This is a genomic window from Streptomyces sp. LARHCF249, from assembly GCF_052871255.1.
Genome location: NZ_JBIXJQ010000010.1, coordinates 1 through 14,055 on the forward strand (window position 1 = coordinate 1; position 14,055 = coordinate 14,055).

The following is a 14,055-nucleotide window of genomic DNA, read 5'->3' on the forward strand; positions in this document are numbered from 1 at the left end:
GGGGGGGGGGCCGCCGCTCAGGGGTGTCCTAGGCCTTGGCCTCGGAGAGGAGCTTCTGGACGCGGGAGATGCCCTCCACCAGGTCCTCGTCGCCCAGGGCGTAGGACAGGCGCAGGTAGCCCGGGGTGCCGAAGGCCTCGCCGGGGACGACCGCGACCTCGACCTCGTCCAGGATCAGGGCGGCGAGCTCGACGGAGGTCTGCGGGCGCTTGCCGCGGATCTCCTTGCCGAGGAGCGCCTTGACCGAGGGGTACACGTAGAACGCGCCCTCGGGGGTGGGGCAGAGCACGCCCTCGATCTCGTTGAGCATCCGCACGATCGTCTGGCGGCGGCGGTCGAAGGCGCGCCCCATGTCCGCGACCGCGTCCAGGCTGCCCGAGACGGCCGCGAGCGCGGCCACCTGCGCCACGTTGCTCACGTTGGACGTGGCGTGCGACTGCAGGTTGGTCGCGGCCTTCACCACGTCCTTCGGGCCGATGATCCACCCCACGCGCCAGCCGGTCATCGCGTACGTCTTGGCGACGCCGTTGACCACGATGCACTTGTCGCGCAGCTCGGGCAGGACCGCCGGGAGCGAGGCGGCGGACGCGCCGCCGTAGACCAGGTGCTCGTAGATCTCGTCCGTCAGCACCCACAGGCCGTGCTCGACGGCCCAGCGGCCGATCGCCTCGGTCTCGGCCTCGCTGTAGACAGCGCCCGTCGGGTTGGACGGGGAGACGAACAGGACGACCTTCGTGCGCTCGGTGCGGGCCGCTTCGAGCTGGTCGACGGAGACCCGGTAACCGGTGGTCTCGTCGGCGACGACCTCGACCGGGACACCGCCGGCGAGACGGATGGACTCCGGGTAGGTGGTCCAGTACGGAGCCGGGACGATGACCTCGTCGCCCGGGTCCAGGATCGCCGCGAACGCCTCGTAGATCGCCTGCTTGCCACCGTTGGTCACCAGTACCTGCGACGCGTCGACCTCGTAGCCGGAGTCGCGCAGGGTCTTGGCGGCGATCGCGGCCTTGAGCTCGGGCAGACCGCCGGCCGGCGTGTAGCGGTGGTACTTCGGGTTGCGGCAGGCCTCGACCGCGGCCTCGACGATGTAGTCCGGGGTCGGGAAGTCGGGCTCGCCCGCGCCGAAGCCGATCACCGGGCGTCCGGCGGCCTTGAGGGCCTTGGCCTTGGCGTCCACGGCGAGGGTGGCGGACTCGGAAATGGCGCCGATACGGGCGGACACCCGGCGCTCGGAAGAAGGCGTTGCAGAGGTCATGCGGGCAATCGTCCCAGACGGCAAAGAGCTGCCGCACAACGTTTCAGTTACCGGACCGGGGGACGGCCCGCGGTCGGCTCAGGGCCGGCCGGATGGGATCCTGTTCGACGTCAGGGCGTGGTTCACGTACACTCACCTGTCGTTGGACCTCGCCGACCGCCCAAAGCGTGAGCACTCCGTGCACTCGCTCGGATGCGGTAGGTTGGGGGACGCAAAGGGTCGTAGCTCAATTGGTAGAGCACTGGTCTCCAAAACCAGCGGTTGGGGGTTCGAGTCCCTCCGGCCCTGCTCCACACTCCTTCTCGGATGTGTGTGCGCAGGTACGTACTTCGATGCAACGCCGTGCGGCGCAACCGGGCGCGGTACGGCCACGACCCGGATTCAGGTGAGAGACGTGACGGACGCCCTGGGCTCCATCGACATGCCTGACGCCGAGGACGACACCCGCGAGAAGAAGGCCCGCAAGGGCGGCAAGCGCGGCAAGAAGGGTCCTCTGGGCCGGCTCGCGCTGTTCTACCGCCAGATTGTCGCGGAACTCCGCAAGGTTGTATGGCCCACTCGCAACCAGCTCACGACGTACACCACCGTGGTGATTGTCTTCGTGGTCATCATGATCGGTCTGGTGACCGTGATTGACTATGGGTTCCAGGAAGCCATCAAGTTCGTCTTCGGCTGATCCCCGCGGAGGGCGGCGCCTTGATGGGTGCCGCCCGTTTTCGCATGTTCCACCACCTTTTGTATCCAGGAAGAAGCAGCCACCGTGTCTGACCCGAACCTGAACGCGAGCCACGACTCCGTCGAGTCCGTCGAGGACGCGCTCGACATCGTCGAGGCGGCGGACGCTGTGGACCCCGATGAGGCCGAGCGCGCCGACGCCAAGGCGGGTGTCGCCGCCGAGGAGGCCGCGCTGCACGTCCAGGACGAGGTCGACGCTGACGCCGAGATCGAGGACGACGCCGAGGTCGAGGCGGCTGCCGACGACGCCGAGGAAGAGGGCGACGCCGGGGAAGAGGGCGACGCCGAGGTCGCGGCCGAGGCCGGCGAGGAGGCCGAAGAGGCCGCCGAGGCCGAGCCCGTCGACCCCATCCAGGCCCTGCGCGAGGAGCTGCGCCTCCTGCCCGGCGAGTGGTACGTGATCCACACCTACGCCGGTTACGAGAAGCGCGTGAAGGCCAACCTGGAGCAGCGCGCCGTCTCGCTGAACGTCGAGGAGTTCATCTACCAGGCAGAGGTGCCCGAGGAAGAGATCGTCCAGATCAAGAACGGCGAGCGCAAGAACGTCCGGCAGAACAAGCTGCCCGGTTACGTTCTCGTCCGCATGGATCTGACGAACGAGTCCTGGGGTGTCGTCCGCAACACGCCTGGCGTCACCGGCTTCGTCGGCAACGCGTACGACCCGTACCCGCTGACGCTGGACGAGATCGTCAAGATGCTCGCCCCGGAGGCGCAGGAGAAGGCCGCCAAGGCCGCCGCGGAAGAGGCCGGCCTGCCGGCGCCCGCCGTCAAGCGCACCATCGAGGTCCTGGACTTCGAGGTCGGCGACTCGGTCACCGTCACCGACGGTCCGTTCGCCACGCTCCAGGCGACGATCAACGAGATCAACCCGGACTCGAAGAAGGTCAAGGGCCTCGTCGAGATCTTCGGCCGCGAGACCCCGGTCGAGCTCAGCTTCGACCAGATCCAGAAGAACTGATCTTCTGAGCGAAAGCTTCCGGACAGGTCAGATCGCCCCGTAAAGGGCGGTCTGACCTGCTCGGTTTTTAGCCCCGCACCGATACCCGTTATCGTGGTGCGGTATGCCTCCATCCGGATGACCGGATCGGCGGCTGAAAACTCTCACTAGGACCCGGAGAGAGCAATGCCTCCCAAGAAGAAGAAGGTCACGGGGCTTATCAAGCTCCAGATCAAGGCCGGTGCGGCCAACCCGGCTCCGCCGGTCGGCCCCGCGCTCGGTCAGCACGGCGTCAACATCATGGAGTTCTGCAAGGCCTACAACGCCGCGACCGAGTCGCAGCGTGGCATGGTCGTGCCGGTGGAGATCACGGTCTACGAGGACCGCTCCTTCACCTTCATCACCAAGACTCCGCCGGCCGCGCGCCTCATCCTGAAGCACGCGGGCGTGGAGAAGGGCTCCGGCGAGCCCCACAAGACCAAGGTCGCCAAGCTCACGGCTGCCCAGGTCAAGGAGATCGCCGAGCTGAAGATGCCCGACCTGAACGCCAACGACATCGACGCCGCCGTGAAGATCATTTCCGGCACCGCGCGTTCGATGGGCATCACCGTCGAAGGCTGATCCAGCCCCCTCCAGCACCACCAGTGGTAGGGCCAAGCGCTGGTCCGCACCACGACTCCACGCCTGAAACAACACAGGAGCAGAAGTGAAGCGCAGCAAGACTCTCCGCGCTGCGGACGCCAAGGTCGACCGGGAGAAGCTGTACGCCCCGCTCGAGGCCGTCCGTCTCGCCAAGGAGACCTCCGCGACCAAGTTCGACGGCACCGTCGAGGTCGCCTTCCGCCTGGGTGTAGACCCGCGCAAGGCCGACCAGATGGTCCGTGGCACCGTGAACCTCCCGCACGGCACCGGCAAGACCGCCCGGGTCCTGGTCTTCGCGACCGGTGACCGTGCTGCGGCCGCGGAAGCCGCCGGCGCCGACATCGTCGGCGACGACGAGCTGATCAACGAGATCGCCAAGGGCAACCGCCTGAACGAGTTCGACGCGGTTGTCGCCACGCCGGACCTCATGGGCAAGGTCGGCCGCCTCGGCCGCGTGCTCGGTCCCCGTGGCCTCATGCCGAACCCGAAGACCGGCACCGTCACCATGGACGTCGCCAAGGCTGTCACCGAGATCAAGGGTGGCAAGATCGAGTTCCGCGTCGACAAGCACTCGAACCTGCACTTCATCATCGGCAAGGTCTCCTTCTCCGATGAGCAGCTGGTCGAGAACTACGGCGCGGCCCTGGACGAGATCCTGCGTCTGAAGCCGTCCGCCGCGAAGGGCCGCTACATCAAGAAGGCCGCCCTGAGCACCACGATGGGCCCCGGCATCCAGCTGGACTCGAACCGCACCCGGAACCTCCTCGTCGAGGAAGACCCGGCCGCGGTCTGATCGGGCTGAGCCCCACCGGCTCACCGAGTGGCTGAACGGGCCCCTCGCCCCCCTCACGGGGTGGCGAGGGGCCCGTTTTTTTCCGGCCGGAACCCGGCCGACACGGCCGACGGCCTGAGCGCCGCCAAGGACCCCGCCAAGGACCCCGAGAAGGTCGGCGAGAAGGTCGGCGAGGAGGCCGTCGACGGCCAGAGGACGACGCACCTCGGCACCGTCACGGTCGACGGGCTGCGGGCCGCCAGTGCCTCCTCCGCCCCCGGGGCCCGAGCGCCGGAGCAAGACCAGCAAGGCTTCGCAGGAGCGATTTGCCTTCGGTCCACCGCTTCACGTACGCTTCCCCAGAAGCCAAAGACCGCTGGTCGTTGCCGTGCCCGCAAGAGCGCGGCGGCCGAAGGATCCGTTGAATGCGGACGTCCTGCGCAGGTGTTCGTGGACAAGCTCCCGGAGTGATTCGGTCGAGCTTACGCCCCGTGCGCTTGCGCCGGGGCGTTTCGTTTTGTTCAGCCCCTTCTGAGCGGTCCTCATCACCCGGAAGGAGGCCGACGCTCTATGGCAAGGCCCGACAAGGCTGCCGCGGTAGCCGAGCTCACGGACCAGTTCCAGAGCTCGAACGCCGCCGTGCTGACCGAGTACCGGGGTCTCACCGTTGCGCAGCTCAAGACGCTGCGTCGTTCGCTCGGTGAGAACGCCCAGTACGCCGTGGTGAAGAACACGCTGACCAAGATTGCGGCCAACCAGGCCGGGATCACCGCGCTGGACGAGCACTTCGCTGGTCCGACCGCGGTCGCCTTCATCACCGGTGACCCGGTGGAGTCGGCGAAGAGCCTGCGTGACTTCGCCAAGGAGAACCCGAATCTCATCATCAAGGCGGGTGTCCTTGATGGTAAGGCGCTCACCGCCGATGAGATCAAGAAGCTTGCGGACCTCGAGTCCCGCGAGGTTCTGCTCAGCAAGCTGGCCGGCGCGTTCAAGGGCAAGCAGTCTCAGGCTGCCTCGCTCTTCCAGGCGCTGCCGTCGAAGTTCGTCCGCACCGCGGAAGCGCTTCGCGTCAAGCTCGCCGAGCAGGGCGGTGCCGAGTAATTCGGCTCGCGCACTGATCCACGCCGCCTAGTGCGTGGGTCGTAGCGGGCCGTTACGCCCGCCTCTATATACATCCGGCACCTGCCGATTTAGTGGAAGGATCGCCCATCATGGCGAAGCTCTCTCAGGACGACCTCCTCGCCCAGTTCGAGGAGATGACCCTCATCGAGCTCTCCGAGTTCGTGAAGGCCTTCGAGGAGAAGTTCGACGTCACCGCCGCCGCGGCCGTCGCCGTTGCCGGCCCCGCCCAGGGTGGCGCCGCCCCCGAGGCCGAGGAGGAGAAGGACGAGTTCGACGTCATCCTCACCGGTGCGGGCGACAAGAAGATCCAGGTCATCAAGGTCGTGCGTGAGCTGACCTCCCTGGGCCTCAAGGAGGCCAAGGACCTCGTGGACGGCGCTCCGAAGCCGGTCCTCGAGAAGGTCGCCAAGGACGCCGCCGAGAAGGCCGCCGAGGCCCTCAAGGGCGCCGGTGCGGCCGTCGAGGTCAAGTAACACCTCTGGGGCCTCTTCGAGGCCCCAACCAAGGGCGATCACCCGTAAGGGTGGTCGCCCTTTGGCGTACCGGCAGTGCCTGACTTGCCCTGGTCTCGTTGGGGAGTAGGGTGATCTTCGTTGCCTCGAAGCTGGGTCCGGAGATGATCCGCTCGGAGCAGGGGGCCTTGACGAACGGGACGCGGCGCGCAATTCTCAGTCCCGTCGCCAGCTCGAATCGGCTCGGTCCAGTGCGATCCGGCTCGATCCGAGATCCGAGGCATGGATCGGCTACGAAGAGGGCAGTACTCATACGCGCTCTGTGTTCGAGGGCCGCGGCGTTGGATGTGCAGTGTTGTTTTGAAGAGACGTGGGGAAGGCCTGTTGCCGGTTTCCGGAAACCTGGTCTGGACATCAGTGAGCCAAGTGGCTACACTGACCCTTTGCGCTGCCTGTTAGCTGTCCCCTGCCCGTCGCCAGGGGCATGCCCACGCTCGAGCACACTTGATTGATACGCCCTGACCTGGTCTTTCGGCCAGTTCGGGAGGGGTCTGTCTTCTGTGTCGGCTGGGACCGGTACGCGCGTAGTGAGTCCGAGCCCTCGGAAGGACCCCCTCTTGGCCGCCTCGCGCAACGCCTCGACCAATACGAACAACGGTGCCAGCACCGCCCCGCTGCGCATCTCCTTTGCAAAGATCAAGGAGCCCCTCGAGGTTCCGAACCTCCTGGCGCTGCAGACCGAGAGCTTTGACTGGCTGCTCGGCAATGCCGCCTGGAAGGCTCGCGTCGAGTCGGCGCTTGAGAGTGGACAGGACGTCCCCACCAAGTCCGGTCTGGAAGAGATCTTCGAGGAGATCTCGCCGATCGAGGACTTCTCCGGGTCGATGTCGCTGACCTTCCGCGACCACCGTTTCGAGCCGGCGAAGAACTCTGTCGACGAGTGCAAGGAGCGCGACTTCACGTACGCGGCTCCGCTGTTCGTTACTGCCGAGTTCACGAACAACGAGACCGGAGAGATCAAGTCTCAGACGGTCTTCATGGGCGATTTCCCGCTCATGACCAACAAGGGCACCTTCGTCATCAACGGCACCGAGCGTGTCGTCGTGTCGCAGCTTGTCCGCTCCCCTGGTGTCTACTTCGACTCCTCCATCGACAAGACGTCCGACAAGGACATCTTCTCCGCCAAGATCATCCCGTCCCGGGGTGCCTGGCTGGAGATGGAGATCGACAAGCGCGACATGGTCGGTGTCCGCATCGACCGCAAGCGCAAGCAGTCCGTCACCGTCCTCCTGAAGGCTCTCGGCTGGACCACCGAGCAGATCCTCGAGGAGTTCGGCGAGTACGAGTCCATGCGCGCCACCCTGGAGAAGGACCACACCCAGGGCCAGGACGACGCGCTGCTCGACATCTACCGCAAGCTGCGCCCGGGCGAGCCGCCGACCCGCGAGGCCGCTCAGACGCTGCTCGAGAACCTCTACTTCAACCCGAAGCGCTACGACCTCGCGAAGGTCGGCCGCTACAAGGTGAACAAGAAGCTCGGCGCCGACGAGCCGCTCGACGCCGGTGTGCTCACCACCGACGACATCATCGCGACGATCAAGTACCTCGTGAAGCTGCACGCCGGTGAGACCGAGACGGTCGGCGAGTCGGGCCGGGAGATCGTCGTCGAGACCGACGACATCGACCACTTCGGCAACCGTCGTATCCGCAACGTCGGCGAGCTCATCCAGAACCAGGTCCGTACGGGTCTCGCCCGTATGGAGCGCGTCGTGCGCGAGCGCATGACGACCCAGGACGTCGAGGCGATCACGCCGCAGACCCTGATCAACATCCGGCCGGTCGTCGCCTCCATCAAGGAGTTCTTCGGCACCAGCCAGCTGTCGCAGTTCATGGACCAGAACAACCCGCTGTCGGGGCTGACGCACAAGCGTCGTCTGAACGCCCTCGGCCCGGGTGGTCTGTCCCGTGAGCGGGCCGGCTTCGAGGTCCGTGACGTCCACCCGTCGCACTACGGCCGCATGTGCCCCATCGAGACCCCTGAAGGCCCGAACATCGGTCTGATCGGCTCGCTGGCCTCCTACGGCCGCATCAACCCCTTCGGCTTCATCGAGACCCCGTACCGCAAGGTCATCGAGGGTGTCGTCACCGACGAGGTCGACTACCTGACGGCCGACGAGGAAGACCGCTTCGTCATCGCCCAGGCGAACGCCCGCCTGAACGACGAGATGCGCTTCACCGAGAACCGCGTGCTGGTGCGCCGTCGTGGCGGCGAGATCGACTACATCGCCGGCGACGACGTCGACTACATGGACGTCTCCCCGCGCCAGATGGTGTCCGTCGCGACCGCGATGATCCCCTTCCTGGAGCACGACGACGCCAACCGTGCCCTCATGGGCGCGAACATGATGCGCCAGGCCGTTCCGCTCATCAAGGCGGAGGCCCCGCTCGTCGGCACCGGCATGGAGTACCGCTGTGCGGTCGACGCCGGCGACTCGATCCGTGCGGAGAAGGACGGTGTCGTCCAGGAGGTCTCGGCCGACTACATCACCGTCGCCAACGACGACGGCACGTACACCACGTACCGCGTCTCCAAGTTCTCCCGCTCGAACCAGGGCACCTCGGTCAACCAGAAGGTGATCGTCAACGAGGGCGACCGGATCGTCGAGGACCAGGTCCTCGCCGACGGCCCGGCCACCGAAGAGGGCGAGATGGCCCTCGGCAAGAACCTGCTCGTCGCGTTCATGCCGTGGGAAGGCCACAACTACGAGGACGCGATCATCCTGTCGCAGCGCCTCGTGCAGGACGACGTCCTCTCCTCGATCCACATCGAGGAGCACGAGGTCGACGCCCGTGACACCAAGCTGGGCCCCGAGGAGATCACCCGGGACATCCCGAACGTCTCCGAAGAGGTCCTGGCGGACCTCGACGAGCGCGGCATCATCCGCATCGGTGCGGACGTGGTCGCCGGCGACATCCTGGTCGGCAAGGTCACGCCCAAGGGTGAGACCGAGCTGACCCCGGAGGAGCGCCTGCTCCGCGCGATCTTCGGTGAGAAGGCCCGCGAGGTGCGTGACACCTCGCTCAAGGTCCCTCACGGTGAGATCGGCAAGGTCATCGGTGTCCGCGTCTTCGACCGCGAGGAGGGCGACGAGCTTCCCCCGGGCGTGAACCAGCTGGTCCGCGTCTACGTCGCCCAGAAGCGCAAGATCACCGACGGTGACAAGCTCGCCGGCCGTCACGGCAACAAGGGTGTTATCTCGAAGATCCTTCCGATCGAGGACATGCCGTTCCTCGAGGACGGAACTCCGGTCGACATCATCCTGAACCCGCTGGGTGTCCCGTCCCGAATGAACCCGGGACAGGTCCTGGAGATCCACCTCGGCTGGCTCGCCAGCCGCGGCTGGGACGTCTCCGGCCTGGCGGACGAGTGGGCGCAGCGCCTCCAGGCGATCGGCGCCGACCAGGTCGCTCCCGGTACCAACGTCGCCACCCCGGTGTTCGACGGTGCCCGCGAGGACGAGCTGGCCGGCCTGCTGCAGCACACCATCCCGAACCGCGACGGCGAGCGCATGGTGCTCCCGACCGGCAAGGCGCGTCTGTTCGACGGCCGCTCCGGTGAGCCGTTCCCGGACCCGATCTCGATCGGGTACATGTACATCCTCAAGCTCCACCACCTGGTCGACGACAAGCTCCACGCTCGGTCGACCGGTCCGTACTCGATGATCACGCAGCAGCCGCTGGGTGGTAAGGCGCAGTTCGGTGGCCAGCGCTTCGGTGAGATGGAGGTGTGGGCGCTCGAGGCTTATGGCGCCGCTTACGCCCTCCAGGAGCTGCTGACCATCAAGTCCGACGACGTGACCGGCCGCGTGAAGGTCTACGAGGCCATCGTCAAGGGCGAGAACATCCCCGAGCCGGGCATTCCCGAGTCCTTCAAGGTGCTCATCAAGGAAATGCAGTCGCTCTGCCTCAACGTGGAGGTGCTGTCCTCGGACGGCATGTCCATCGAGATGCGCGACACCGACGAGGACGTCTTCCGCGCGGCGGAGGAGCTCGGTATCGACCTGTCCCGGCGCGAGCCGAGCAGCGTCGAAGAGGTCTGACGGGCCTGACGGGGGGCTCGCTCAAGAGCCCCCCGTCATCCCCGGGACCGTTCAGACCATGATTGAGACTCGACCCCGAAAGAGGGATTGACGCACAGTGCTCGACGTCAACTTCTTCGACGAGCTGCGGATCGGCCTTGCCACCGCGGACGACATCCGAACCTGGTCCCACGGCGAGGTCAAGAAGCCGGAGACCATCAACTACCGCACCCTCAAGCCCGAGAAGGACGGACTCTTCTGCGAGAAGATCTTCGGTCCGACCCGGGACTGGGAGTGCTACTGCGGCAAGTACAAGCGTGTCCGCTTCAAGGGCATCATCTGTGAGCGCTGTGGCGTCGAGGTCACGCGCGCCAAGGTGCGCCGTGAGCGGATGGGCCACATCGAGCTTGCCGCTCCCGTTACCCACATCTGGTACTTCAAGGGCGTCCCGTCGCGCCTCGGATACCTGCTGGACCTCGCGCCGAAGGACCTCGAAAAGGTCATCTACTTCGCCGCGTACATGATCACGTTCGTGGACGACGAGCGCCGCACCCGCGACCTCCCGTCCCTGGAGGCGCACGTCTCCGTCGAGCGCCAGCAGATCGAGAACCGACGCGACTCGGACCTCGAAGGCCGTGCGAAGAAGCTCGAGACCGACCTGGCCGAGCTCGAGGCCGAGGGCGCCAAGGCCGACGTGCGCCGCAAGGTGCGCGAAGGCGCCGAGCGCGAGATGAAGCAGCTCCGTGACCGCGCCCAGCGCGAGATCGACCGCCTCGACGAGGTGTGGACCCGCTTCAAGAACCTCAAGGTCCAGGACCTCGAGGGCGACGAGCTGCTCTACCGCGAGCTGCGCGACCGCTTCGGTACGTACTTCGACGGTTCGATGGGTGCCGCGGCGCTGCAGAAGCGCCTGGAGTCCTTCGACCTCGAGGAGGAGGCCGAGCGCCTCCGCGAGATCATCCGTACCGGCAAGGGCCAGAAGAAGACCCGTGCGCTCAAGCGCCTCAAGGTCGTCTCCGCGTTCCTGCAGACCAGCAACAGCCCCAAGGGCATGGTGCTGGACTGCGTGCCGGTGATCCCGCCGGACCTGCGTCCGATGGTGCAGCTGGACGGTGGCCGCTTCGCGACCTCCGACCTGAACGACCTGTACCGCCGCGTGATCAACCGCAACAACCGTCTGAAGCGGCTCCTTGACCTCGGCGCGCCCGAGATCATCGTGAACAACGAGAAGCGCATGCTTCAGGAGGCCGTGGACGCCCTCTTCGACAACGGTCGTCGTGGTCGTCCGGTGACCGGTCCCGGCAACCGTCCCCTGAAGTCCCTCAGCGACATGCTGAAGGGCAAGCAGGGTCGATTCCGCCAGAACCTTCTCGGCAAGCGCGTGGACTACTCCGCGCGTTCCGTGATCGTCGTCGGTCCGCAGCTGAAGCTGCACCAGTGCGGTCTGCCCAAGGCCATGGCGCTGGAGCTCTTCAAGCCGTTCGTGATGAAGCGCCTGGTCGACCTGAACCACGCGCAGAACATCAAGTCGGCGAAGCGCATGGTCGAGCGCGGCCGCACGGTCGTGTACGACGTGCTCGAAGAGGTCATCGCCGAGCACCCGGTCCTGCTGAACCGTGCGCCCACGCTGCACCGCCTCGGCATCCAGGCCTTCGAGCCCCAGCTGGTCGAAGGCAAGGCCATCCAGATCCACCCGCTCGTCTGCACCGCGTTCAACGCGGACTTCGACGGTGACCAGATGGCCGTGCACCTGCCGCTCTCCGCGGAGGCGCAGGCCGAGGCCCGCATCCTGATGCTGTCCTCGAACAACATCCTCAAGCCGGCCGACGGCCGTCCGGTCACGATGCCGACCCAGGACATGGTCCTCGGTCTGTTCTTCCTGACCACCGACGGTGAGCTCCGCGACACCAAGGGCGAGGGCCGTGCGTTCGGCTCCACGGCCGAGGCGATCATGGCGTTCGACGCCGGCGAGCTCGCGCTGCAGTCGTCCGTCGACATCCGCTTCCCGGTGGGCACCATCCCGCCGCGCGGCTGGGTGCCGCCGGTCGCCGAAGAGGGCGAGCAGGAGTTCCAGCCGGGCGACAGCTTCCGTCTGCGCACCTCGCTGGGCCGCGCGCTCTTCAACGAGCTGCTGCCCGAGGACTACCCGTTCGTCGACTACTCGGTGGGCAAGAAGCAGCTCTCCGAGATCGTCAACGACCTGGCGGAGCGCTACCCCAAGGTCATCGTGGCGGCGACGCTCGACAACCTGAAGGCGGCCGGCTTCCACTGGGCGACCCGTTCGGGCGTCACCGTGGCCATCTCCGACGTCGTCGTGCCCGAGGCCAAGAAGGCCATCGTCGCGGGCTACGAGGCGATGGACGAGAAGGTCCAGAAGCAGTACGAGCGCGGTCTGATCACCAAGGACGAGCGCACGCAGGAGCTCATCGCGATCTGGACCAAGGCGACCAACGAGGTTGCCGAGGCGATGAACGCGAACTTCCCCAAGACGAACCCCATCTTCATGATGGTTGACTCGGGTGCCCGAGGAAACATGATGCAGATGCGACAGATCGCCGGTATGCGTGGTCTGGTGTCGAACGCGAAGAACGAGACCATCCCGCGTCCGATCAAGGCGTCCTTCCGTGAGGGCCTCACCGTTCTGGAGTACTTCATCTCCACGCACGGTGCCCGTAAGGGTCTGGCGGACACCGCCCTGCGTACCGCCGACTCGGGTTACCTGACCCGTCGTCTGGTGGACGTCTCGCAGGACGTGATCATCCGCGAGGAGGACTGCGGCACCGAGCGCGGCCTGAAGCTGAAGATCGCCGTTCGCGGCGAGGACGGCGTGCTGCGCAAGGCCGACGACGTCGAGACCTCGATCTACGCCCGCATGCTGGCCGAGGACGTCGTCATCGACGGCAAGGTCATCGCGCCGGCCAACGTCGACCTCGGCGACGTGCTCATCGACGCCCTGGTCGCCAACGGCGTCGAGGAGGTCAAGACCCGCTCGGTCCTGACCTGTGAGTCCGCGGTCGGCACCTGTGCCTTCTGCTACGGACGCTCGCTCGCCACCGGCAAGCTGGTCGACATCGGTGAGGCGGTCGGCATCATCGCCGCCCAGTCCATCGGTGAGCCCGGTACCCAGCTGACGATGCGTACCTTCCACACCGGTGGTGTGGCCGGTGACGACATCACGCAGGGTCTGCCGCGTGTCGTCGAGCTCTTCGAGGCCCGTACCCCGAAGGGCGTCGCCCCGATCTCCGAGGCCGCCGGCCGCGTGCGGATCGAGGAGACCGAGAAGACGAAGAAGATCGTCATCACGCCCGACGACGGCAGCGAGGAGACGGCGTTCCCGATCTCCAAGCGCGCCAAGGTCATCGTGCACGAGGGCGACCACGTCGAGGTGGGCCAGAAGCTCACCATGGGTGCCACCAACCCGCACGACGTGCTGCGCATCCTCGGCCAGCGTGCCGTCCAGGTCCACCTGGTCGGCGAAGTCCAGAAGGTCTACAACTCGCAGGGCGTGTCGATCCACGACAAGCACATCGAGATCATCATCCGGCAGATGCTGCGCCGCGTGACGATCATCGAGTCCGGCGACGCGGAGCTCCTGCCGGGCGAGCTGGTCGAGCGGTCGAAGTTCGAGACCGAGAACCGTCGTGTGGTCACCGAGGGCGGTCACCCCGCCTCCGGCCGTCCGCAGCTGATGGGTATCACCAAGGCCTCGCTGGCGACGGAGTCCTGGCTGTCGGCCGCCTCCTTCCAGGAGACGACCCGAGTCCTGACGGATGCGGCGATCAACGCCAAGTCCGACAGCCTCATCGGCCTCAAGGAGAACGTCATCATCGGTAAGCTCATCCCGGCCGGTACGGGCCTCGCCCGCTACCGCAACATCCGGGTGGAGCCCACCGAGGAGGCCAAGGCCGCGATGTACTCGGCCGTCGGCTACGACGACATCGACTACTCGCCCTTCGGCACCGGCTCCGGCCAGGCTGTCCCGCTGGAGGACTACGACTACGGCCCGTACAACGGCTGAGTCGGACCAGAGCAGTAACCGCAGGGCGGTCACCCGAGAGGGT

Annotated in this window: 9 protein-coding genes and 1 tRNA gene; 9 read left to right on the forward strand and 1 reads right to left on the reverse strand. The window is 66.5% G+C overall.

What is annotated here, in order from left to right; all coding sequences use genetic code 11:
* Positions 1-28: 28 nt before the first annotated feature.
* Positions 29-1,255: a pyridoxal phosphate-dependent aminotransferase gene (locus ACIPUC_RS26560; protein ID WP_446592680.1), complete on the reverse strand. Its 1,227-nt coding sequence runs from the start codon at positions 1,253-1,255 to the stop codon at positions 29-31.
* A gap of 215 nt (positions 1,256-1,470) precedes the next feature.
* On the opposite strand from ACIPUC_RS26560, the gene ACIPUC_RS26565 reads away from it, so the two are divergent.
* From ACIPUC_RS26565 to ACIPUC_RS26605, 9 genes are all read left to right on the forward strand, one after another.
* A tRNA-Trp gene (locus ACIPUC_RS26565) sits at positions 1,471-1,543 on the forward strand.
* Between the two features lie 106 nt (positions 1,544-1,649).
* Positions 1,650-1,931: a preprotein translocase subunit SecE gene (secE, locus tag ACIPUC_RS26570; RefSeq protein WP_030298162.1), complete on the forward strand. Its 282-nt coding sequence runs from the start codon at positions 1,650-1,652 to the stop codon at positions 1,929-1,931.
* Positions 1,932-2,015: 84 nt separating this feature from the next.
* Positions 2,016-2,948 (forward strand): transcription termination/antitermination protein NusG, encoded by a 933-nt coding sequence (nusG, locus tag ACIPUC_RS26575; protein WP_446592686.1) that lies wholly within the window; start codon positions 2,016-2,018, stop codon positions 2,946-2,948.
* A gap of 165 nt (positions 2,949-3,113) precedes the next feature.
* Positions 3,114-3,548: a 50S ribosomal protein L11 gene (gene rplK, locus ACIPUC_RS26580; protein ID WP_069921505.1), complete on the forward strand. Its 435-nt coding sequence runs from the start codon at positions 3,114-3,116 to the stop codon at positions 3,546-3,548.
* 85 nt (positions 3,549-3,633) lie between these two features.
* Entirely contained in the window at positions 3,634-4,362 is a 729-nt protein-coding gene (gene rplA, locus ACIPUC_RS26585; RefSeq protein ID WP_446592687.1) for a 50S ribosomal protein L1, read from the forward strand.
* A 549-nt stretch (positions 4,363-4,911) separates the two neighbouring features.
* On the forward strand, positions 4,912-5,442 hold the full coding sequence (gene rplJ, locus ACIPUC_RS26590) for a 50S ribosomal protein L10 (protein WP_215144029.1): 531 nt from the start codon (positions 4,912-4,914) through the stop codon (positions 5,440-5,442).
* Between the two features lie 110 nt (positions 5,443-5,552).
* Positions 5,553-5,936 (forward strand): 50S ribosomal protein L7/L12, encoded by a 384-nt coding sequence (gene rplL / locus ACIPUC_RS26595; protein ID WP_446592688.1) that lies wholly within the window; start codon positions 5,553-5,555, stop codon positions 5,934-5,936.
* 596 nt (positions 5,937-6,532) lie between these two features.
* Positions 6,533-10,015 carry a DNA-directed RNA polymerase subunit beta gene (gene rpoB / locus ACIPUC_RS26600; RefSeq protein WP_446592690.1) on the forward strand — a complete coding sequence of 1,161 codons (3,483 nt, stop codon included), beginning with the start codon at positions 6,533-6,535 and terminating at the stop codon, positions 10,013-10,015.
* 97 nt (positions 10,016-10,112) lie between these two features.
* A complete protein-coding gene (locus ACIPUC_RS26605) occupies positions 10,113-14,012 on the forward strand; it encodes a DNA-directed RNA polymerase subunit beta' (RefSeq protein WP_446592691.1) in 3,900 nt (1,299 codons plus the stop codon).
* Positions 14,013-14,055: the final 43 nt, after the last annotated feature.

What these genes read in the sequence shown, in the direction of transcription:
- ACIPUC_RS26560 (WP_446592680.1), bottom strand. Translation starts at nt 1,255, where the DNA reads ATGACCTCTGCAACGCCTTCTTCCGAGCGCCGGGTGTCCGCCCGTATC.
- rplK (WP_069921505.1), top strand. Translation starts at nt 3,114, where the DNA reads ATGCCTCCCAAGAAGAAGAAGGTCACGGGGCTTATCAAGCTCCAGATC.
- rplJ (WP_215144029.1), top strand. Translation starts at nt 4,912, where the DNA reads ATGGCAAGGCCCGACAAGGCTGCCGCGGTAGCCGAGCTCACGGACCAG.
- rplL (WP_446592688.1), top strand. Translation starts at nt 5,553, where the DNA reads ATGGCGAAGCTCTCTCAGGACGACCTCCTCGCCCAGTTCGAGGAGATG.